Genomic DNA, 20,853 nt, shown 5'->3' on the forward strand with positions numbered 1-20,853 from the left:
CGTCGCTGGCACGCGACGACCGTCGAGAGAAAAATCCGCGTCAGTCCGAGACTGGTGCGTCCGCTTCGGCGGGCTGTTCCGTGATCTCGTAGAGGTTCTGTCGCGCGTCGGCGAAGTAGACGTCCTCTTCGACCACACCGACCTCGTCGAGGCGTTCGAGCGCGTAGCGGACGGTCCGCGCGGAGAGCATCGACTCCTCGACGATTCCCTTCTGGGTGAGCGGCCCGTCGTACTCCAGTACCTTGTACACGAGTTTCGCGCTCGGAGGAAGGTCCGCTATCGCTTCCCCATCGGACTCTGTCATCACGTGGACCCAGAGGCGCGGGATGCTTAAAGATTGAGGAGTTGGCTCGGCTGGACCGCGCACAGACGGCCGCGAGCCCGTCTCGGCGAACCGCGCCCCTTTTGGTGGAGGGTAGACGAAAGTGGAGTATGGCTACGGACATGGCGGACGGCATGAGCTCTCACATGCGCGGGCTCACTGTCACGACGCTGACGGCGGTCGCGGGCATCGCCGCGGCGTTCGGGTCGAACGCCTTCGCGAGCGGTGCGACCGACACGACGGGGGTGCTCGTGCTCGCGGCGGCGATCCTGATTCAGTTCCCGATTCTGCGACTCATCGGCATCGGGCAGGAGGACCTCTCGACGAAGGACATCCTCTACATCGCCTTCATGACCTTCTCCCTGTGGTTCGTCACGTGGGGCATCCTGCTGACCACAGGGGTGTAACCATGGCAGACGACAGCATCGCAGTCGTCGACTTAGATCGGTGTCAGCCCGACCGCTGTAACTACGAGTGCATGAACTACTGCCCGCCGAACCGCAGCGGGAAAGAGTGCATCGTCGAGCGGGGCGACGCCTACGAGGACGACGAGGAGTTCGAGGGGAAGCCCGACCAGATCCGCATCTCGGAGGACATCTGCCTGGGCGAGACCTGCGGTATCTGCGTCAACAAGTGCCCGTTCGACGCGATTCAGATCATCAACCTCCCCCAGGAACTCGAGGACGACCCGGTCCACCGCTACGGCGAGAACGCCTTCGCGCTGTACGGCCTCCCGTCCCCGACCGACGGCCAGGTCACGGGCATCCTCGGCCCGAACGGTATCGGGAAGACCACCGCCGTCCACATCCTCGCCGACGAGATGGCCCCGAACCTGGGGCGCTACGGCGAGACGCCCGACTGGGGAGAGATACTCGACCAGTACCGTGGGACCGCACTCCAGGACTACCTCGAGGAGATGCGCGACGGCGACCTGACCGTCGCCCGCAAGCCCCAGTACGTCGACCGCATCCCCGACCAGTTCGACGGGACGGCCAGCGAACTGCTCGAACGGACCGACGAACGCGGCGCGCTCGACGACCTTATCGAACGCACGGGTATCGCGCCGGTCGTCGACAACCACATCGACGACCTCTCGGGCGGGGAACTCCAGCGCGTCGCGCTCGTCGCGACCCTGGCGCGGGACGCCGACTTCTACTTCCTCGACGAGATAACCCCCTATCTGGACATCGGCCAGCGGATGACCGCCGCCCGCCTCATCCGGGACCTCGCCGAGGACGGCGACCGCTCGATGCTCGTCGTCGAGCACGACCTCGCCATCCTCGACCTGCTGGCGAACAACATCAACGTCGCCTACGGTCGCCCCGGCGCGTTCGGTATCATCACCCCGCCCAAGTCGACGAAGAACGGCATCAACGAGTACCTCTCGGGATACCTCGAGAACGAGAACATGCGCATCCGCCAGACGGAGATCGAGTTCGAGGAACACGCCCCCCGAAGCGCCTCGACCGGCGACGTGGTCATCGAGTACCCCGACTTAGAGAAGAGTTACGGCGAGGGCGAGTTCTCGCTGTCCGTCGAGGCCGGAACCATCCGCGAGAGCGAGGTGCTGGGCGTCGTCGGCCCGAACGGTATCGGGAAGTCCACGTTCGCGAAGATGCTCGCGGGCCGCCTCGAACCGTCTTCGGGGTCGGTCGACGCGGAACTCGACATCGCGTACAAACCGCAGTACATCGACATCGACCAGCAGATGCGCGTCGACGCGTTCCTCTCTACCATCACCGACGACTTCGGCTCCTCGTACTGGAACACCGAAATCGCCCAGCCGCTCCAGCTGGACGCCGTGATGGAGCAGAACCTCACGGACCTCTCCGGTGGGGAGCGCCAGCGCGTCGCCATCGCGGCCTGTCTGTCGAAGGACGCCGACCTCTACCTGCTGGACGAGCCCTCGGCGCACCTGGACGTCGAACAGCGGGTGCTCGCCACCTCCGCGATTCGCCGCTACGCCGAGAATCACGACGCCACCGCGCTGGTCATCGACCACGACATCTACATGATCGACCTGCTGGCCGACCGTCTGCTGGTCTTCGAGGGCGAACCGGCGAAACGCGGCCGGGCCACCCCGCCACAGGGGATGCGCGAGGGGATGAACGAGTTCCTCGAAAATCTGGACATCACCTTCCGCCGCGACGAGCGGACGTCCCGTCCACGCATCAACAAGCCGGGCTCGCAACTCGACCGCAAGCAGAAGAACGCCGGCGAGTACTACTACGCGCCCGACCGGGAGTGACCCCGCAGTCGACCCTTGCGTCCCAGGTACTCGCCACCTAGTCTGACGTAAGACCTAAACCACCTGCGGCCGCCGTAGGTGACATGGGACTGATGAGCAAGATCCTCGGCGGATCGGGATCCTCCCGGAAGACCGAGGACTACGTCGAACTGAACGCCGACGCCTACGACCTCACGAGCGCCGAGGCCGAGCGACAGGTCCGTATCGCCCGTATCAGCGACAAACAGGACGTCATCGAGATCAAGGACGCCGTCTACGACGGCGACGTCGTCATCGCCGACATCGTCCGCCACTCGACGACCGACCGGACGATGGAACACATCAGCGACGAGCTCAAGCAGGTCGCAAACGAGGTGGGCGGTGACATCGTCCAGAAGGACGACGACCAGCTCATCATCACGCCCGCCGGCGTCGCCATCGCCCGCGACCGACTCGGCCAGTAGTCGGTCGGTCACGCTCGGGGCCAGAGGCGTCGTCGGTCTTTCTCTTGTGCTAGCGACGTCAATGCCGTTTCAACGTGTTTTTCGGTCTCGGCCCACTGCAACTGACAATGACCGCGCCGGCCATCCGTGCCCGGGAGTTAGTGAAACGCTACGGTGACGTGACGGCTCTCAACGGCCTGGACCTGACCGTCGAGCGAGGCGAGTTCTTCGGCCTGCTGGGTCCGAACGGAGCCGGCAAGACGACGTTCATCAACACCCTCGTCGGCCTGGCCCACAGCGACGGCGGTTCGGCCGAGGTCTTCGGCTTCGACGTCGAGGACGACTACCGCCAGGCCCGCGACCGAATCGGCCTGGCCCCACAGGAGTTCAACGTCGACCGGTTCTTTCCCATCATCGAGGTCCTCGAACACAAGGCGGGCTACCACGGTATCGGCCGCTCGGAAGCCCGCGAGCGGGCGGAGGATGCGCTGAAGACCGTCGGGATCTGGGAGAAGCGCGACACCCGTTTCGACTGGCTCTCGGGCGGGATGAAACGCCGGTTCGTCCTCGCCCGCGCGCTCGTCTCGAACCCCGACCTGCTCATCCTCGACGAGCCCACCGCCGGGGTCGACGTCCAGTTACGCCACGACCTCTGGGACATCATCAACCGGATGAACGACTCGGGGACGACCATCCTGCTGACGACCCATTACATCGAGGAGGCCGAACGGCTCTGTGACCGCGTGGCCATCGTCGACGACGGCCGGAAGGTCGATGTCTCCACCCCCGACGAACTGATGTCCCGAGGGACCGACACCATCGAACTCGGACTGGCGGACCCGCCTCGGACAGCACCGCGACTCGACGTCGAGGGCGTCACCGAAGTGACCGTCACCGACGACGGTCTCAGCGTGACGGCGATGGGCGGCAGTCAGACCGCGCCGGAGCTCATGCGGACCCTCGAGCGCCAGGGCCACGACGTCACGTCGCTGGACATCCGCCGGGCCTCGCTGGAAGAGGTGTTCGTCAACATGACCCGCGACGAGCGCGAGTATGCGGAGGTGTCGGCGTGAGCCGCGCTGGCGACGAACCGGTCGGTACCGACGGGGGCACTGCGACGCTCGCCGCCGACAGCGAGACCGACGCCGGTGCGCCGACCGGCCTCCGTGCGCGGTTGGTCGGGCTCTGGACCCTGCTGCACCGCGAGATTCTCCGGTACGTCCGCCGGCCGCGCAACACGTTCCTGCCGCCGATGATCACGAACGTCCTCTACTTCACCGTCTTCGGCGTCGTGCTGGGCGAACGTATCAGCGGGAGCGACCCGCAGGCGTTCGGCGGCGCGGGCTACATCCTCTTTATCCTCCCCGGACTGGTGGTCCTGGGCATCATCTCCAACGCCTTCGAGAACGCCTCCTTCTCCATCTTCCACGGGCGATGGAACGAGTACATCCACGAGGTACTTACCTCGCCGCTCTCGCACACCGAGATGGTGCTGGCGTACGTCGGCGCGTCGGCCCTTCGAGGAATTATCGTCGGCTGTATCATCTGGGGAGTCGGTCTCATTTTCACGCCCGTCACCGTCGCGAACCCGTTCTATCTCGTGGCGTTCATGCTCGTCATTCCGACGCTCTTCGCCGGCTTCGGCGTCATCGGTGGTCTGTGGGCCGACGACTTCGACTACCTGACGGTGATGAACCAGTTCATCATCCGGCCGCTCGTCTTCTTCGGCGCGGTGTTCTACCCGCTGAGCGCGCTGGACGGTATCTGGCGGCAGGTCACCCTGCTGAATCCGATGGTGTACATGGTCAACGGCGTCCGCTACGGCGTCATCCCCCAGACGACTGACGTCGAACCGAACGTCTCGCTCGCCGTCCTCACCGGGCTCACCGTGGTCGTCCTCGCCATCGACATCGAACTGGTCAGGCGCGGCTACGGCCTGGTAGACTGACAGCGGCGTTCGGAAGAACGGACGGACGTGCCGAATGCCGGAATGGGTCCGCTCCGGCGGGCGGACAAACTATGACAGGGTCCCCACGAGCGGTGCTCGTGATCCGGACATTTCTGAGCGCCTCCGGACCAGGCGTATGTGAATCTATACCACGCGGAGTATTTACACTTGATGGGCTTTCACGTGACACTCAGATGAAAATAATGCCGCGGCTTCAGACGTTGTCGGGCGCGTCCGGGTCGTCCTCGACGGACCGTTTCAGCGAATCCCGGCGGGCCTTGGCGTCGCGGTCGGTCGCTTCCTCGAGGAAGTCGTTCTTGGCTGCGACGGCGTCCTCGGCGGCGTCGACGTGGCCGCCGGCGATGACCTCTTCGGCGGGCTTCTCGTCGATGTGTAGCGCGAGTTTGTCCTTCTTGCTCCCGTAGCTCACCGTGCCGGCGACCACGCGGTCGAAGACAGGGTTCTCGGGCTCGTCGACGACGTAGAGGTCGTTCCCGTTGTAGTCTTCGGTGTCTGTGACTGCTCCGAAGTACTCCTCGACGAACGCCTTCATGTCCGGGACGCGGTCTTCGAGATGTTCGCCCCGACGCATTTTGTACTCTCGCATGGGCCACGTTTTGCGAGCGCCCGTCTTACCCTTTGCGTTCACTCGTCGGCGTTCTGGACCAGCGACCCCTTGTGACACTCCGGACAGAAATCGCCCGCACGCAGCGACGAGGACTCGACGGGGGTCGAGAAGCCACACTCCTCGCAGAAGAACTCGCCGTCGGGGACCGTCACCGTGCTCTCGGCGACCGGTTCGACCTCCGGCTGTTCGGACGCTTCGTCCGTGTCGTCGCCCAGAACCGTCTCGGGCTTCCAGTCGTCGCCGTCGTCACCCGGCTCTTCCGGCCACTCGCCCGGCGCCCGCTCGTCTTCGACCGGCGTCTCGTCGTCGCTGTCGATGATGACCCCGTCGTCTTCTTCGGGCTCCGCTTCGGCGACCACGTCTTCCTCCGCGCCGGGGACCGCGACGTCTGTGGTCGGTTCGTCGAGTTCCGCGTCACCACTCGAGACGTCGTCGTCGCTCCCGCTCATGATTTCTGCGTCGTCGGTCTCCGGGTCGACCGGGCCGACGTCCGCGCTGTCGTTCTCCGATTCGAACACCGGCGTCACCGCGTCGTCTGCCTGGCCCGTTGCGGGCTCTGTGCCCGCGTCGGACGCGTCCGATTCCTCGTCGTTCGTTGCAGCCTGTGCTTCCACGACGTCGCCGGCGATGTCGGACGGCGTCTCGACCGACGTCACCTCCTTGTTCTCGGAGACGATGCGCGTCTTACCACACCGCTCGCACGTCTCCTGTTCGCGGATGGTGATGACGACTTCGCTACCTTGCTCTTCACGGTCGCGTTCGACGCTGGCCTCGCCGTACTTGTGCCCGAGGACGGAGCATTTGAGACCCATTGTCAGTTCTTCTCACCGTGACGTACTTAAACCCTGTCTGTCTCAGCGGGCCGAGCTGCCACGGCGGTCCGTATCTCAAAACCAATTGCCTTAATTAACAAAACTAGATGTGAAATTTTATAACCGAGGGGGAGCCGACACTCGACCGATGCCCCGGTCTCTGGCCATCGGTACGGTACTCGCCCTCTGTGTGCTTGGCCTGCTCGCCGGCACGGCGGCGGCCACGAGCAACGCACCGCCGCTCGCAGACGCGGGCCTCGACCAGACGGTCGGTGCCGACGCGACGGTCCATCTGGACGCCAGCGGCTCCCGGGACCCCGATGGTTCCGTCGCCCGCTTCAGCTGGACAGTCGAGACACCAACCGGGACGGCCACTCGCCCCGACTGTCCGACCTGCCGGCAGACGCGGTTCCAGCCCACGACGACCGGCCGCTACGCGGTCACGCTGACCGTCACCGACGACGACGGGGCGACCAGTTCGGACACGCTGTTCGTCGACGTCGAGGCCGGTGCCGGCCCGTCGGTCACCCTCTCCGGACCGAGCACGGTCGTCTGGAACCGGTCGGCGACCGTCACGGCCGACGTCGCTGCCGGCGAGCCGTCGCTCTCGTCGGTGGCCTGGATCGTCGACGGAGCGGTCGCCCAGCGTGACGTACTCGCCGGTTCGAGCACGACGGCCACGCTGTCTCGCCCCTACACCACCAACGGTTCGGTGTCTGTCCGCGCCGTCGTCTACGACGCTGCTGGCCACCGGGCGACGGCGACACACGACCTCACCGTCCTCACGCGTACCGGCGGTTCCGGGGCCGGTGGTTCGGAAGCCGACGACTGCCACTTCTGGTCGAACAACTGCCTCAACGACGCTGTCCTCACCAACGCCGAGACCGGGCAGCAGACCGTCATCAACGCCAACGGCGAGCAGGGCATCCAGGTGATGACCGACGCCCGCGGCCTGGTCGACGCGAACGAGTACGTCGACGTGAGTAAGTACCGGACCTCGACGGGTGAGAACGGCCCGACGCGCTTCGAAGCCGACATGATAGACGTGGTCGACAACAAGGCGACGCTGGATAAGACGGAACAGCAAGAGAACGAACAAGACGGGAGTCCGGGGGACGACGACCACAGTGACGACCACAGTATGAGCGAAGGAGATAGCAGTGGAGGCAGTGACGATTCCACCGCAAGTGAGGACGAGAGCAGTGGATATGTTGATACCGGCGCACAGGACGGGTACAACATAGACGCGGGTAATGCTGGGTCCCCCTCGACAAGTAGTTTCGACAGTTCTGATGACTCGACTGACTCAGATGAGTCAGATGATTCGTGGACTAGTGGAGGTGTCTCGTATGGTGGCTACTGGACTGGGTAGTACTTTTATAAGTCAAAAATGACACAACTATCTGAATCACGATTCATCGTTTCCGCAATTCTCGCATTGCTAATCATGAGTGCTGGATGTTCAGCAGTCGTCCCATCTCCTGTTACTGGTCCTAATCCGACGCCCACCGTAGAACAAACAGGAACTCCGACAGCGACTGCGACTCCGACGGCCACTTCTACTGTTGGCGGGGTGGATCTCGAAACCGTAGACCCGAGAGGTCATCCCTCTCGCGGCGAAATTGACCAGCGAGATCCACGGTCCGACCGAGGTCACTACGAACCAGTTACCTTCTCCGGCGAGGCCGGTATGACAGTCGTCATCAGAATGAAGTCTGAATCCGGCGACCCGTACACCGAGCTCGTCGCTCCGAACGGGACGATCATCGCGTCCAGCGACGACCACTGGCGCCACAACGACTCGTCACTGATGAATGTCACACTCCCCGAGACCGGTCAGTACACCATCCGAGCCATGTCCGCGGAGTACCGTGAGACGTTCGAGTACTGGCTGACCGTCTCAGAGTGGGTCCATCCCAACGACCGGGGGTGGTTCGCGGGTGATCCGACAAAATGGAACGAGAGTGAGCGATACGGTGAGTTTGTCGCGGATTACCAGTCGAATGCGAATACCAGCGACTGGATAGATATCCGCCCAACGAGAGGAGTCGACGCTGTCAATCCAAAGCAGGACTACGCTATAGTCACGTACCACTTGAGTAGTAGCGACCCAAGTCCCGAAGAACTCCGTTCGATCGATATCGCCCTGTTACTTGCGTACACTATCATGCTCGACGACTACCGCACCGAGTACGAACAGGTCGACGAGTCGTGGGTTCCCGACCGCATCTATCACCGCGCAGTGACGCCCAACGGGACGCTGTACCGGACGACCTACATCACCAAGGAGCGGGCCGACAGGTACGACCTGGAGGACGACATCGTGGGCTACTGGTTCATGTATCTCGGCACGGAGGTCGAGGGGCCGGCGTCGCCGTCCTACGTCGAAGGCGGCGAGAACTCCACCACGAGGTTGACCTATCCCGAGATGAACCGGAGCGCAGAACGGGCACCGCCCTGAGCGGTCCGGTTGGGGTTCCGACGCATTCCCGCTGATCCCCGAAACGAGGGACAAAGCCAAGAGTCGTCCGGCTATAGTAGCACGTATGAGAGCGAAGCGGGAGTACCGTGACCGGGACGACACCGAAGTTGCGGTGCTCGACGCCCTCGCGGACCGCCACCAGGAGGGGATGACGGTGTTCGAGCTCCGGTCGCGCGCGGACGTGAGTATCGACCAGATCGAAGACGCCCTGGCCGCTCTCAAAGCGGACGACCTCATCGAGGTCGAAGACAACGGTGAGCGGACGGTCATCCTGCCACAGGAAGACGTCATCGGAACGGAGCCACCGGACGAGGACGAGTCCCTGCTCGACCAGCTCCGCAGGCGGTTCTCCCTCTGAGAGATACGGAGGGGTGTGAGCGGGTGCACGCGATTCGACTCTCACGGTTCAGACTCGATCACACACTTTAGTTCGAGTATCTGAGTGGAGGGACGATGCTCGCTGGGGCGTCCGAACCCGGATTCGGCCCGGTCGTCACCGTGGTCGCACTGCTCGGGGCTACGCTGCTGGTCCGACGGCGGCGTTGACGATTCCGTTCGCTATCGATCGTTCTGTGTTCGACTCTCCTGTGTCAGGTGTTCTCGAGTGGTGTCGCCGCGCAGTTGTTCGGTCCGAGTTCGAGTTCGAACGCCTCGTCTTCCGCGGCCGTCTCCGTCCCGAGGTTGATCGCGACGATACGCTCGAAGTTGGCCGGACGGGGTGGGATGTCCGCGGTGACGTACTCGACGAACGCCTCAGTGTCCATCTCGAACGCGCGCAATCGGTCCCGGAGGGTGCCGAGGGGCGCGGTGTACGTTCCGTCGGCCGCGCGTTCGGCTTGTTCGCTGTAGTGGCCAGGCGCGACCACCGTCTCGTCGGGTAGCGGGGCGAGTCGTTCGGTCAGTGTGCGGTGGAGGTCCCTGGCGAGGGCCTGCGCGCCCTCGTCACCCGCTTCGAGGTCCGGGCGAGCGACGCTCTCGAGGAAGAGACTGTCGCCGGCGAGCAACACGCCGCCGACGCGGACGCCGACCATCCCCGTGGTGTGGCCGGGGAGCGCGACGGTCGTGAGCGTGGCGTCTCCCACCGTGAGCGCTTTGCCGTCGTCGAGTTCGGTCACGTCGTACGTGAGCCCGCGTTCGGTGGCGCTCGCGGACATGACCGGTTCGACGCCCTCGTCGGCGAGTCGTCGGAGCCCGCTGACGTGGTCGGCGTGGACGTGGGTGTCGATGGCGCACTCGAGCGTCGCGTCGTGGTCGGCCGCGTCGGCGAGGTACCGGTCGCTAAACGCCCGAAGCGGGTCTACGACGGCGGCCGCGCCGTCGCTGACGACGAGGTAGCTCAGACATCCTGACGACGGGCGCTGGTACTGGAGCACCGTCGCCTCGTCGCACGGGACTTCGTGGGCTTCGTACAGTCGAGCCCACCCCTCCATCCCGTCGCTGAGGTTCTGCGCGTCGACGCCGTGGTCAGAGAGCAGGCCGGCCGCGAAGGCGCTGGCCTCCCCCTCGGCACAGACCGTCACGATGGGGCCGTCGCCGTCGACGGCCTCGAGGAGGCCCTCGACGTCACCGGTGACGCTCGCCTGCAGCACCTTCGTGAACGGGACCTGGGTCGCCGTCACCGACGGACCGTCGATGTGCCACTGCTCGAACTCGTCGCGGTTCCGCACGTCGAGCAACCGGACCGCCTCGCGGGCGTCGAGTCGTCGTTTCAGCTCCGCGGCCGACAGCGAGGCCGGTTCGGTCGGTGGGTCGGGTGCCGTCTGGGTCATATCGAGGGTAGGGCCCCGGTCTGGATAAATCGACGGTGACCGGCGTCTCGGTAGGACGGTGCCCGACACTCGAATCGCCTGGCCCGCCTCGCCGGCGATCACCCTCCGAGTCACCGGGGTTGAAATCCGTGCCACCCCTCTATCCGGTATGGATCCAGCCGACACGATCGAGACGGTACGCCAGACCGCTGCGACTGAACTCGACCGTCTCGGGTCGGACAAGCTCCTCATCGCCGTCACGGAAGCGACGCTCGAACCCGACGCAGTCCGCAGTGCAGCGGTCGCTCGCGAGAGCGGCGTTGCAGGTGCACTCGAACGGTGGGCGGCGGACGAATCCAACGGGGCCGTCGCCGACGCGTTCGCGGCGGCAGCGACGGCCGCCGCCGAGCGTGCCGACCGGTTCGAGGTGTCGGCTGGCGAGTCGGATGCGTTGACTGTCCACTTCGACTCCGTCGACGGGACGGCCCAGCAGGTCGGGGCTGGCCTCGTCGCCACCCCGCTGGTCGCCGACCGGTTCTACCTGCAAGTGGTGAACTTCTTCGTTAACGAACCGGACGAAGCCAGTGCCGACGTCTTCCGGGAGGTCAGGTCCGACGCTTCGAGTCTCGATTACGCCCGGGAGGCCCTCGCTGCACTCTCGACCGAGGAACGCGAGCAGGCCAGTCAGGCCGCGCTCGCCGCTATCGAGGCAGCGTACGACGAGTACGCCACGACGCTCGAGTCGATGGGGCTGGACCCCAGGCCTGTCTGCTGAGCATCATATTACTCGAAGAATATCTTACACCGATACTTATGTGCCCGCTTCTCGATACCGAAATATGGCATCAGAGGCAGACGTGTTGCAGGCTTCGGGCGAACGGCGGGACCTCCGCCGTGCGACGGAGATCGTCGGGAAAAAGTGGCACCCGGTCGTCATATCCACCCTGTTGGCCGACGGCCGGCGCGGATTCAACGACCTGAAGGGAGCCCTCGACGGTATCTCGGATAAGGTGCTCTCGGACTGTCTCGACGACCTCCAGTCGGTCGGCCTGGTCACGCGGGAGGTCATCGACGACAAGCCGGTCCGCGTCGAGTACTCGCTGACGACCGCCGGCGAGGACCTCGAATCGGTCATCGAGGACCTCCGGGCGTGGAGCCGCGAACACCTCTCCGAGGACCTTCCGGATCGGTCCTGAGCTTCGCTCACTCCTCGTCGTCGACGACCTCGAGGCCGCGGTTGTTCACCGCCGACGGGTCGAGGCCGACCTCCTCTAAGAACTGCTTGTACTCGCGTTCGCACTGCTCGGCGTCTTTCTGCCGGTCGCTCGCGCGGTCACAGAGTGCCACGAGGTCCTCGGGGACGTCGTTGGTGTAGACGATCCAGTGGTTGATGAGGTCCGAGAGGCGGCGGATGGGTGAGGTGAAGTGACCGTATATCTCGAAGTTCAGCGCGTGGTGACCGCCGAAGGGGTCGTTCATGTACTTCGCGCGCGGCATCACCTTCATCACGGCCCACTGGATCTTGTTCAGCTGGCGCTGGGGCGCCTGTTCGAGGGTGGCGTTGACGGCCTTGCGCGGGTCGTCCCAGGTCGACCCCGGGATGGAGACGCCGTCGAGCTCCTGAATCTCGACGAGCGCTTCGTCCCACTCCTCCGGGCTCGGTTGCGGGTGGACGCGGTACATCGCCTCGACCCCGCGGTCCCACATCAGCTCGTGGGTGACGGCCTTGTTCGCTTTGAGCATGCACTCCTCGATGATGGTGTGGGCGCGGTCGCGAGCCGGGTTGAGGACGAGCGAGCCGTCTTCCTTTCGTTGTTCGTGCATCCGGTCGGCCAGCTCCCAGACGAGCTCGGTCTTCTCCGCCAGGTCGACGCTCTGGTCCTCTAGCAGGTCGTCGGCGCTGTCGGGGTCTTCGAGCAGCGTCTCGGCCTGGGAGTAGGTCAGGCGGGCGTCGCTCTCGATGACCGACTTGTAGATGTCTATCTCCTCGTAGCTCAGGTTCTCCTTGTCGAGGTGCATCTCGACGGTGTGGGCGAGTCGCTCCTCGTTGGGGACCAGCGAACAGACCGTCTCGGCCAGCACGGGCGGGAGCATGTGGATGGTGTACGCCGGGAGGTACACCGTGTTCCCACGCTCGACGGCCTCGGCCCACATCGCGGTGTCCGGGTTGACGTAGTGGGTGACGTCGGCGATGTGGACCCAGAGGACGTACTCGTCGTCGCGCTCCTCGACGGAGATGGCGTCGTCGAAGTCCTGGGCGTCGATCGGGTCGGTCGTCCAGGTGGTCATCTCCCGGAGGTCCGCCCGCTCGTCGATCTCGTCTTGAATCTCCGCGTGGACGCCGTCGGTCCGTGCTTCGGCCTCTTCGAGCACTTCGGGCGGGAACTCGTCGCGGATGCCGAACTTCTCGAACAGCTCGTCGCGCTTGTTGGCCAGGTGGCGGGCCATCTCCTCGTCGATCTCGACGGGGCCCTGCCCTTCGGCGGTCCCGGCCTCCGCCTGCGCGTCCTCGGTAGTCATGGGGCGGGCTACGACCAGGGTGTAGTTAGGACTGTCGGGCCGCGCGGCTCGAACTCACTCCAGGCGGCGGTCCTCTGACAGTTCCCGGAACCGCGCCAGAAACGTCTCCCGGTCGGCTTCACCGGCTCCGGCCTCGTCGAGCGTGCGTTCCAGTCCCTTCCGGGGCTGGCGACAGAGGTCGCCGAAACAGTCCTTGCAGACGTACTCGAACTCCTTGTCGGTCCGGTCCCACCGGTCGCCGTACTTGTCGTACTCGCGGGCGTCGGACCGCGAGACGGTATCCCCGCAGGCGATACAGGTCACCGTCTCCCGGCGGGTCCGGGAACCGAACATATACGGTCGTAACAGTGCGTGGATTATAGGGTTTTCCACCCCCGAGACGACCGGGCTTCCGTAGGTGTCGCCCGTCTTCAGACAACTGGGCACAGCGGTCGGCGTACGTGGAAAAACGGGATGACGGAGCCGGTGCCTAACTTGGTTGGGTACACAGGTTAAAGTCGTAGGGCTCCTTGTATCGACCGAATGACGTGTGATTCGGGAGTCAAGTGGCCTCGGAAGGGCGACCGTCCGCCGCACGACGGCCGTGTCGCTCGTGGGCCCGCTCGTCGCCCGACTGCAACGGGACACTCCACGACTATGACTCAGACTCACCCCGCATCATCTCTGATTGACTTGCCGCCCACATTCAATGAAATCTGACAACATCACGACCAGTAAATCGATTCAGCGACAGACCGGTCGGACGTTCCACCTCGCCACGCGGCTCCTGCCGAAGCGTATCCGCCACCCGACATACGTGATGTACGCCTTCTTCCGCGTGGCCGACGAGATCGTCGACCAGCCCGACGGGCCGCCCCCGGCGGTCCAGCACGACCGGCTCGAAGAGTTCCGCGAGATGGCGCTCGGGAACCGCGAACCGGAGGACTCGGACGACGGCGCGGTCATGGCCGCCTTCCAGGAACTCGCCGCCGAACACGACATCTCCGACGACGAGATCAACGTCTTCATCGACGCCATGGAGATGGACATCGCCCAGGCCCGCTACGACTCTTTCGAGGACCTCCGGGAGTACATGCGCGGGTCGGCCGTCGCCGTCGGGAACATGATGACGACGGTGATGGACCCGGACCAGGCCGAGGAGGCGCGCCCGCACGCCGCCGCACTCGCCGAGGCCTTCCAGCTCTCGAACTTCCTCCGCGACGTCCGCGAGGACATCCACGACTACGGCCGCGTCTACCTCCCTCAGGAGACGCTGGACCGCCACGGCGTGACCGAGGAACAGCTGGCCGACGCGGAGGTCGACGAATCGTTCCGCGCGGTCATGCAGGAGGAGCTCGCCCGGACCGACGACCTCTACCGCGAGGGCGTCGTCGGCATCCGCTATCTCCCCGAGGACTGTCAGTTCGGCGTCCTGTTGGCCGCCGTGCTCTACGCCGAACACCACCGGCTCATCCGCTCGCGAGGCTACGACGTCCTGACCGAGACGCCGGAGCTGACCCGCCGGCGCCGCCTCTGGCTCCTGGTCCGCACCTGGTGGCACTGGCGGCGGAACGGTGACCCCGAGGCGACGTTCTACGCCGTCAGCGCCGTCTCCGAACGCCGGCCGAGCACCGTCTCGGCCGAGGTGACTGGTCACGGCCAGCCCGCCTGGCGCGGCTGACCGCCGTCGCTCCCACGGGCGATGCAGTATCCACTCACCTACCTCCAGTTTCACGCGGTGTTCATCCTCCCCGTGCTCGTGGGACTGTTGGTCGCGGCTCGCTATCGGCTCGCGAGCCGCCGTGCCGTCATCTCAGGGACCCTCCTCCTGGCGCTCCTGGCCGCAGTGTACACCACGCCCTGGGACCGCTACCTCATCCTCCGTGGGGCCTGGTGGTACGGCGAGGGGCGCGTCTTCACCCGTTTCGCCGCGATTCCGCTCGGCGAGTACCTCTTTTTCGTCCTCCAGCCGCTCATCGTGGGGCTGTGGGTCGGCCGCTTCAGTGTCGACACCTCGCGGCCACTCGCCATCCCGATCCGAACGCGGCTGGTCGGTGCGGTGGTCGCCGCTCTCGTTGGACTCTCGGGGCTCGCGCTCCTGACCCGTCCCGGTGGGCTGTATCTCGGCCTGCTGTTGGCCTGGAGCGCCCCGGTCCTCGCCATCCAGTGGGCGTTCGGGTGGCCCTTCCTCGTCGCGCACTGGCGGACCGTCGCCGTCGGGACGCTCGTCCCGGTGGGATACCTCTGGGTCGCCGACACCGTCGCCATCTGGCTGGGTATCTGGGTGCTCTCGAAGCAGCACACGCTCGGACTCGAGATCCCGCTGCTGGGGCTCCCGATCGAAGAGGCCGTCTTCTTCCTCTTGACGTCGCTGTTCGTCGTCCAGGGGCTCGTCCTCTACGTCTGGGTGCTAGACCGATGGCAATGACCGACCGCTCGCTCGTCGCACAGCCCGCCCGCGAGACGCTTCGCCGTGTCGTCCTGGTCCCGTCGTGGGTCGCCTCGCTGGTGCTCGCGGGACTCTTCCTGGCTGGCGCGTCGCTCTCGCCGTCGCTCCAGTACGTCCCGCTCGTCCTCAGCGTCGTCGTCTTTGGCCTCCCCCACGGGGCGGTAGACCACCTCGCGGTCGCGCGCGCCCGCGGACAGACCCCGACCTGGCGTGCCATCGCTCGCGTCGTCGCCCTCTACGCCGTGTTGGGTGGCGCGTACGCCGTGCTCTGGTTCCTCGCGCCGGCGGCCGCCTTCGTGCTGTTCATCGCCCTGACCTGGGCACACTGGGGACAGGGGGACCTGTTCTCGCTGGTCGCGCTCGCCGACGCCGACCATATCCGGTCGACCGCGCAGCGCGTCGGCACCGTCGTCGTCCGGGGCGGGCTCCCGATGCTGGTCCCGTTGCTCGCCTTCCCGGCGTGGTACCGGCGGGTGGCCACCGACCTCGTCGGCCTGTTCGTCCCCGGCGCGACGGCGGCGCTCGACGTCGCCTTCCGGACTGACGCTCGCGTGGCCCTCGCCGCCGCGTACGGCACAGTACTGGTCGCGACGCTGGCGGTCGGCTACGCTCGCGCCGACGACCGCGGGCCGTGGCTGGTCGACGCGGGCGAGACGCTGGGACTCGTCGCGTACTTCGCGCTCGTGCCGCCGGTGCTCGCTATCGGCGTCTACTTCTGTCTCTGGCACTCGCTCCGTCACGTCGCGCGCCTGTTACTGGTCGACGACCGCGCCGGGACGGCGCTCCGTAACCGGAATCCGACGCGCGCGCTCGTAGCGTTTGCCCGCGACGCCACCCCGCTCACCCTCGTGTCGCTCGCGCTGCTCGTCGGCCTCGCCGTGCTCGTCCCGACTCCCCCGCAGACGGTCCCGGAGTGGGTCGGGCTCTACCTCGTGTTCATCGCGGTTGTCACGCTCCCTCACGTCGCGGTGGTCTCGCTGATGGACGTCGAACAGGGTATCTGGACGGAAGGTGGTTGATTCAGCCCCAATTTCATATCGAAATAGCTCCACAAAACCACGTGAAGAGCAATATAGGCCCAATAGCGAAATATTAGAGTCAAAAATACGAAAAACGTAGATTAAAATGGATAAACAAGTCCAACTATGCCTAATATATGAGAGAAAGTTATAACGTGGATGGATTGCCGGTGATTGGCTGATACATCCTCCATAATTATACTTCGATACGAGTATCTATGTTCCCAGGCGAATCACAATCCTAACTTGTGTACATTTGTTATTTGTTCTGGCCCGTCAGCTCGACCTGTATCGCCTTCGCCGTACTCAGGACCTGTCCGGTGATGTCCTCCTCCAGATACCGGCCGTGAAGCCTGTCTACCGGACCACAGACGCCCAGTGCGGCCATCCGACCCTCTTCGTCGGCCGTCACCGGCGCAGCGACGCCGACGATGCTCTCGAACTGTTCTCCTCTGCAGAACGCAACTCCCTCGTCGCGGACACCGCGGAGCGTCCGTTTCAGTTCCGCAGGGTCGGTGATGGTTGCGCTGGTCGGTGCGACGAGGTCGCGGTCGTCCAGGACCTCGTCGAGACGGTCCGCCGAGAGTGCCGAGAGCATCGCCTTCCCGGGCGCGTTCACGTGGAGCGGGAGCCGCTCGCCGGCCACGTAGCGAGGTGACCACCCGCCCAACGCCTCGGCGATGTACGCGGGCACGCCGACGGATTCTTCGAGGACGAACAACACCGCCGTCTCTCCGGACGCCGACGCGAGGTTGTCGAGATGGCGCTTGGCCGCGGTGTACACGGGCAGCCCCTGGAGTGTCTTCGCCCCGGGGTACAGCGTGCACAGCGACGGCGCGTACTTCGCCCCGTGCTTGCTGACGTAGTTCCGCGCCCGGAGCGTCGAGAGATGGTTGTGGACCACGCTCTTCGAGACACCCAGGCTGTCGGCGAGTGCCGTCACGCCCATCGGTTCGGGTGACTCGACGAGCGTCTCGAACAGGTCGAGCGAGGTTTCCGTCGCGTCGATGGTGTAGTCCGGGTCGTCGGGCATGCTTTCAGCACGTACGGCTCGAACCCTCAAAACTCTGTTCGTTAGAGAAGAACAAACTGGCCGTGTGTACACGTGCCATGTTCACATATATCATTAATAACCAGGCACAATACAGTATGTTCCCCCACCGAACTGTACTGAAATAATATCGTTCTTCTCTGGAGAACGGCTGGGTTGGGGTCCGGGGTGGCCACGTCGCTCACTCGTCGTCCACCATGCAGAATCCGTTGCGATCGTTCGAGCGTCGTCCCGTGCGGATAGCGTCGTACGGCGGGATGTTCGGGTCAGCTCGGACTCGGGTCGACGATCTTCTTCAGTCCCTCGGCGTCTCCCATGCGCTTGAACGCGTTGGGGAGGTCCTCCAGGTCGATGTGCTCGGTGATGACGCTATCGGCGTCGATTCGGCCGGTCTGCAGCATGTCGATGGCCCGCTGGAAGTCGTCGGTGTTCAGCGCGAACGAGCCGCGGTAGTCGACCTCGTTGAAGAATATGTCGAAGGGGCTGACCTCCAGCGTCGCGTCCTGGCTGGGGACGCCGAAGATGAGCGTGGTTCCCCCGTTGGCAGTGACGGCGTTTGCCTGCTCGATTGTCGGCACGAGACCGATGGCCTCGGCGCCGACGTCGACCTTCCCGCCGGCGGCCTCGGGGATCGCCGTCTCCGGGTCCACCTCGTTCGGGTCGACGACCGCGTCCGCGCCGAGCTCGGCTGCGAGCGCCCGTCGTTCGTCGTCCAGTTCCGAGACCACGATGGGGCCCGCGCCCGCGTTGCGGAACGACTGGAGGAGCAGGAGGCCGATGGGACCCGCACCGATGATGGCGACGCTGTCACCCGGTGTGAGGTCGGCCACCTCGACGCCGTGGACACAGCACGCCAGGGGCTCGGCCAGCGCGGCGTGCTCGAAGGGGAGGTCGCCGATGTCCTCGACACACATCTCCGGGACCCGGACGTATTCGGCGAAGGCGCCGTCGCGGACCGTCTCGGCTGCCCCGCCGATACTCGTACTGCTCACACAGAGGTTCGTATCCCCCTGCTTGCAGTACGAACACACGTTACAGGGGACGGTCGGGTTGACGGCGACGCGGTCGCCGACCTCCACGCTGTCGACGTCGGCACCGACGTCGGCGACGGTCCCCGCACTCTCGTGGCCCGGCACCACCGGCGGGTCGACAGGGAAGGTGCCGTGATACATGTGGTAGTCGGTCATGCAGACGCTGCAGGCACCGACCTCGACGAGCACCTCGTCGGGCTCGGGCGTGGGGCGGTCGCGCTCCTGCACCTCGATCTCCCCGACGCCCGTCAGCGCGGCGACGCGCATCAGTCGGCGCCCCCCCGGGCGCGCCCGATTGTAGTGGCTGTGCGATACTGGTCTGGCTGAAGTTCGTTCCGTGTCATTGTCTCTGACTGGTGGTAGGCCGACTGGAGGCGACCGGAGGCCCACCAGTGACCGTTCCTCGCTGGTCGCCGCGCGTCTGTGGCCACTGGTCTCTCGGCCTGCTTCGTTCCGGATTTGTATGAGGGTCTATTAAAAACTTTCCACCGCCGTGGCGGCAGTGGTGGGGCTCGAAGCGCTGGAACACTCGATTGCCCGCGGGCGTGGAGCACCGATAGCGCCACCTTCTACACCCTGTGTTGGCCATCTAGACTGCCTCTACCGTACGTTTCGACGCTTGGGCGCACTCGGCGCGAACGTGACCACTATCTAGATAGAAGGGAGTACCTTTATTATCTATGAACAATGTGCTACGATTGAGGCAACTGAAGCATGCCAAGCAATTCCAACAGGCGGAAGTTTCTGAAAGCGACAGGTGTCGGAATCGCGGCCGGCCTCGCTGGCTGTACGCGAGGCGGCTCAGATGGTGGCAGTGACGGTGGCTCGGGTGGCGGCTCGGGCGACGGTGGCTCGGGCGACGGTGGCTCGGGCGACGGTGGCTCGACCGGTGACGGTGGCTCGGGCGACGGGAGCTCCGAGGACGAACTCGTCATCCCACTGAGCGAGTACGACAGCGCCGACATCGACTGGCGCCAGTTCGAGGGCGACACGATCAACATCGGTGCCGTCCAGCACCCGTGGGTGTCGGCGATTCGGCCGGCCATCCCGGTGTTCGAGGAACTGACCGGCATCGACGTCCAGTGGAACATCCTGCCTGAGAACCAGTTCCGGACCAAGCGACAGACCGACGCGAGCACCGGTGCGGGACAGTTCGACGTGTTCTTCATGGACCAGGTCGTCAACCAGTTCCGTGAGGAAGGCTGGCTCCAGCCGCTCGACCCCTACTTCGAGGACGAGAGCCTCTACGACGAGAACTTCTACCAGCCCAACGACCTCTTCGAGTCGTCCCGCTGGCAGGCCCACGGTGGTGGCTACAGCGACAACTGGACTGGCCTCCCCATCACGGTCGAGGTCCAGACCCAGTTCTACCGCCAGGACCTCTACGACAAGCACGACCTGGAGGTCGCCGAGACGTGGGAACAGCACCGTCAGAACGCGCAGGTCCTCCACGAGAACGAAGACGTCGCCGGGACGTCCGGTCGTGGGCAGAAGGGCTACGGGATGAACATCTACATCCTGAACACGCTCCTCCGCCAGAAGGGGACCAGCCTCTGGACCGACTTCCCGAACGACTCCGGGCTCGACACCGAGGGCGTCATCGAGGCGGCCGAGTACTATTCGAGCCTGCTGCAGGACTACGGACCCGACGGCGCGTCGACCCAGACCTGGTCCGACGTCCAGGCCGCGATGGCGGAAGGCCAGACCGGTCACATCGTCGCAGACGCCAACATGTTCTGGGGCGGCCTCACCAACGACGAGTCCGCCGTCCAGGACACCGTCCGGATCGCGAAGGTGCCTAAGCCGGAGGGCGGCGAGCTGGCACCGAACGCGTTCAACTGGCAGATCTCCACGTCGACGAACGCCAGCAACTCCGAGCAGGCGTTCCTGTTCATGCAGTGGGCGACCTCGCCACCGACCGACCTCTGGATCAACACGGAGAGCAGCGGTGTGTTCTCGGTGCGTGAGTCCACCTGGGAGAACGAGGACTACATCTCGAAGGTCGGCGAGGACTACGCGACGGTCTCGCTCGAATCGCTCCGGGTCTCAGCGCCTGACCCATTCGACCGCAAGTACCCCGAATGGGGGCAGCGCTACTCCGAGGAACTGCAGCGAGCCATCGCCGGCCAGAAAGACGCCGAGACTGCGATGATGGACGCCGCGGCGGCCGCCGAAGACATCTACAGCGGCTAAG

23 protein-coding genes are annotated in these 20,853 nt (G+C 65.1%); 15 read left to right on the forward strand and 8 right to left on the reverse strand.

Annotated features, from left to right (window positions below):
• Nucleotides 1-40 precede the first annotated feature (40 nt).
• Entirely contained in the window at nt 41-304 is a 264-nt protein-coding gene (locus P1L41_RS06875) for a MarR family transcriptional regulator (protein WP_276276487.1), read from the reverse strand.
• 128 nt (nt 305-432) lie between these two features.
• Here P1L41_RS06875 and P1L41_RS06880 point away from each other — a divergent pair, with 128 nt between their 5' ends.
• The 5 genes from P1L41_RS06880 to P1L41_RS06900 all read left to right on the forward strand — a co-directional run bounded on the left by P1L41_RS06880 (nt 433) and on the right by P1L41_RS06900 (nt 4,940).
• A complete protein-coding gene (locus P1L41_RS06880) occupies nt 433-729 on the forward strand; it encodes an EMC6-like membrane protein (protein ID WP_276298125.1) in 297 nt (98 codons plus the stop codon).
• Nucleotides 730-731: 2 nt separating this feature from the next.
• Nucleotides 732-2,570, forward strand: coding sequence for a ribosome biogenesis/translation initiation ATPase RLI (locus P1L41_RS06885; protein ID WP_276298126.1), 1,839 nt, complete (start codon nt 732-734; stop codon nt 2,568-2,570).
• Between the two features lie 83 nt (nt 2,571-2,653).
• Nucleotides 2,654-3,013 carry a cell division protein SepF gene (locus P1L41_RS06890; RefSeq protein WP_276298127.1) on the forward strand — a complete coding sequence of 120 codons (360 nt, stop codon included), beginning with the start codon at nt 2,654-2,656 and terminating at the stop codon, nt 3,011-3,013.
• A gap of 107 nt (nt 3,014-3,120) precedes the next feature.
• Nucleotides 3,121-4,065 carry an ABC transporter ATP-binding protein gene (locus tag P1L41_RS06895; protein ID WP_276298128.1) on the forward strand — a complete coding sequence of 315 codons (945 nt, stop codon included), beginning with the start codon at nt 3,121-3,123 and terminating at the stop codon, nt 4,063-4,065.
• Between the two features lie 101 nt (nt 4,066-4,166).
• On the forward strand, nt 4,167-4,940 hold the full coding sequence (locus P1L41_RS06900) for an ABC transporter permease (protein WP_276298442.1): 774 nt from the start codon (nt 4,167-4,169) through the stop codon (nt 4,938-4,940).
• 214 nt (nt 4,941-5,154) lie between these two features.
• On the opposite strand, the gene P1L41_RS06905 is transcribed toward P1L41_RS06900, so the two are convergent.
• Nucleotides 5,155-5,547, reverse strand: coding sequence for a DUF5611 family protein (locus P1L41_RS06905; protein WP_276298129.1), 393 nt, complete (start codon nt 5,545-5,547; stop codon nt 5,155-5,157).
• Between the two features lie 38 nt (nt 5,548-5,585).
• Nucleotides 5,586-6,380, reverse strand: a complete 795-nt coding sequence (locus P1L41_RS06910) for a DUF7093 family protein (protein ID WP_276298130.1) — start codon at nt 6,378-6,380, stop codon at nt 5,586-5,588.
• Between the two features lie 148 nt (nt 6,381-6,528).
• Here P1L41_RS06910 and P1L41_RS06915 point away from each other — a divergent pair, with 148 nt between their 5' ends.
• From P1L41_RS06915 to P1L41_RS06930, 4 genes are all read left to right on the forward strand, one after another.
• Nucleotides 6,529-7,752, forward strand: coding sequence for a PKD domain-containing protein (locus P1L41_RS06915; RefSeq protein ID WP_276298131.1), 1,224 nt, complete (start codon nt 6,529-6,531; stop codon nt 7,750-7,752).
• Between the two features lie 318 nt (nt 7,753-8,070).
• Entirely contained in the window at nt 8,071-8,841 is a 771-nt protein-coding gene (locus tag P1L41_RS06920) for a hypothetical protein (protein ID WP_276298132.1), read from the forward strand.
• Nucleotides 8,842-8,926: 85 nt separating this feature from the next.
• A complete protein-coding gene (locus P1L41_RS06925; protein ID WP_276298133.1) occupies nt 8,927-9,220 on the forward strand; it encodes a DUF6432 family protein in 294 nt (97 codons plus the stop codon).
• A 95-nt stretch (nt 9,221-9,315) separates the two neighbouring features.
• Nucleotides 9,316-9,408: a PGF-CTERM sorting domain-containing protein gene (locus tag P1L41_RS06930; protein WP_276298134.1), complete on the forward strand. Its 93-nt coding sequence runs from the start codon at nt 9,316-9,318 to the stop codon at nt 9,406-9,408.
• A gap of 44 nt (nt 9,409-9,452) precedes the next feature.
• Here the strand turns inward: P1L41_RS06930 and P1L41_RS06935 are convergent, their stop codons facing one another.
• Entirely contained in the window at nt 9,453-10,631 is a 1,179-nt protein-coding gene (locus tag P1L41_RS06935; protein WP_276298135.1) for an MBL fold metallo-hydrolase, read from the reverse strand.
• Between the two features lie 148 nt (nt 10,632-10,779).
• On the opposite strand from P1L41_RS06935, the gene P1L41_RS06940 reads away from it, so the two are divergent.
• Nucleotides 10,780-11,385 (forward strand): transcription antitermination protein, encoded by a 606-nt coding sequence (locus P1L41_RS06940; RefSeq protein ID WP_276298136.1) that lies wholly within the window; start codon nt 10,780-10,782, stop codon nt 11,383-11,385.
• Nucleotides 11,386-11,449: 64 nt separating this feature from the next.
• Nucleotides 11,450-11,806: a winged helix-turn-helix transcriptional regulator gene (locus P1L41_RS06945; RefSeq protein ID WP_276298137.1), complete on the forward strand. Its 357-nt coding sequence runs from the start codon at nt 11,450-11,452 to the stop codon at nt 11,804-11,806.
• Between the two features lie 7 nt (nt 11,807-11,813).
• On the opposite strand, the gene P1L41_RS06950 is transcribed toward P1L41_RS06945, so the two are convergent.
• Together P1L41_RS06950 and P1L41_RS06955 are read right to left on the reverse strand one after the other, a co-directional pair.
• Entirely contained in the window at nt 11,814-13,130 is a 1,317-nt protein-coding gene (locus P1L41_RS06950) for an RNB domain-containing ribonuclease (RefSeq protein ID WP_276298138.1), read from the reverse strand.
• A gap of 54 nt (nt 13,131-13,184) precedes the next feature.
• Nucleotides 13,185-13,463, reverse strand: coding sequence for a DUF7562 family protein (locus P1L41_RS06955; RefSeq protein WP_276298139.1), 279 nt, complete (start codon nt 13,461-13,463; stop codon nt 13,185-13,187).
• Between the two features lie 355 nt (nt 13,464-13,818).
• Between P1L41_RS06955 and P1L41_RS06960 the strand changes: the two genes are divergently transcribed.
• The 3 genes from P1L41_RS06960 to P1L41_RS06970 are packed head-to-tail and all read left to right on the forward strand — an operon-like array spanning nt 13,819 to nt 16,577.
• On the forward strand, nt 13,819-14,790 hold the full coding sequence (locus tag P1L41_RS06960) for a phytoene/squalene synthase family protein (protein ID WP_276298140.1): 972 nt from the start codon (nt 13,819-13,821) through the stop codon (nt 14,788-14,790).
• A gap of 21 nt (nt 14,791-14,811) precedes the next feature.
• Complete coding sequence (locus P1L41_RS06965; protein WP_276298141.1) at nt 14,812-15,537, forward strand: lycopene cyclase domain-containing protein; 726 nt, start codon at nt 14,812-14,814, stop codon at nt 15,535-15,537.
• Nucleotides 15,534-16,577 (forward strand): Brp/Blh family beta-carotene 15,15'-dioxygenase, encoded by a 1,044-nt coding sequence (locus P1L41_RS06970; RefSeq protein WP_276298443.1) that lies wholly within the window; start codon nt 15,534-15,536, stop codon nt 16,575-16,577. Before P1L41_RS06965 ends, P1L41_RS06970 begins: the two co-directional genes overlap by 4 nt.
• A 259-nt stretch (nt 16,578-16,836) precedes the next feature.
• Here P1L41_RS06970 and P1L41_RS06975 read toward each other — a convergent pair whose 3' ends face one another.
• Both P1L41_RS06975 and P1L41_RS06980 read right to left on the reverse strand, forming a co-directional pair.
• A complete protein-coding gene (locus P1L41_RS06975) occupies nt 16,837-17,610 on the reverse strand; it encodes an IclR family transcriptional regulator (protein WP_276298142.1) in 774 nt (257 codons plus the stop codon).
• 284 nt (nt 17,611-17,894) lie between these two features.
• The gene (locus P1L41_RS06980; RefSeq protein WP_276298143.1) at nt 17,895-18,926 is read right to left on the reverse strand and encodes a zinc-dependent alcohol dehydrogenase family protein; all 1,032 of its coding nucleotides are present in this window, start codon (nt 18,924-18,926) and stop codon (nt 17,895-17,897) included.
• 447 nt (nt 18,927-19,373) lie between these two features.
• On the opposite strand from P1L41_RS06980, the gene P1L41_RS06985 reads away from it, so the two are divergent.
• Nucleotides 19,374-20,852 carry an extracellular solute-binding protein gene (locus P1L41_RS06985; RefSeq protein WP_276298144.1) on the forward strand — a complete coding sequence of 493 codons (1,479 nt, stop codon included), beginning with the start codon at nt 19,374-19,376 and terminating at the stop codon, nt 20,850-20,852.
• Nucleotide 20,853 lies beyond the last annotated feature (1 nt).

Origin of the sequence: Haloarcula ordinaria (assembly GCF_029338275.1) — an archaeon.
Taxonomy (GTDB): Archaea; Halobacteriota; Halobacteria; order Halobacteriales; family Haloarculaceae; genus Haloarcula; species Haloarcula ordinaria.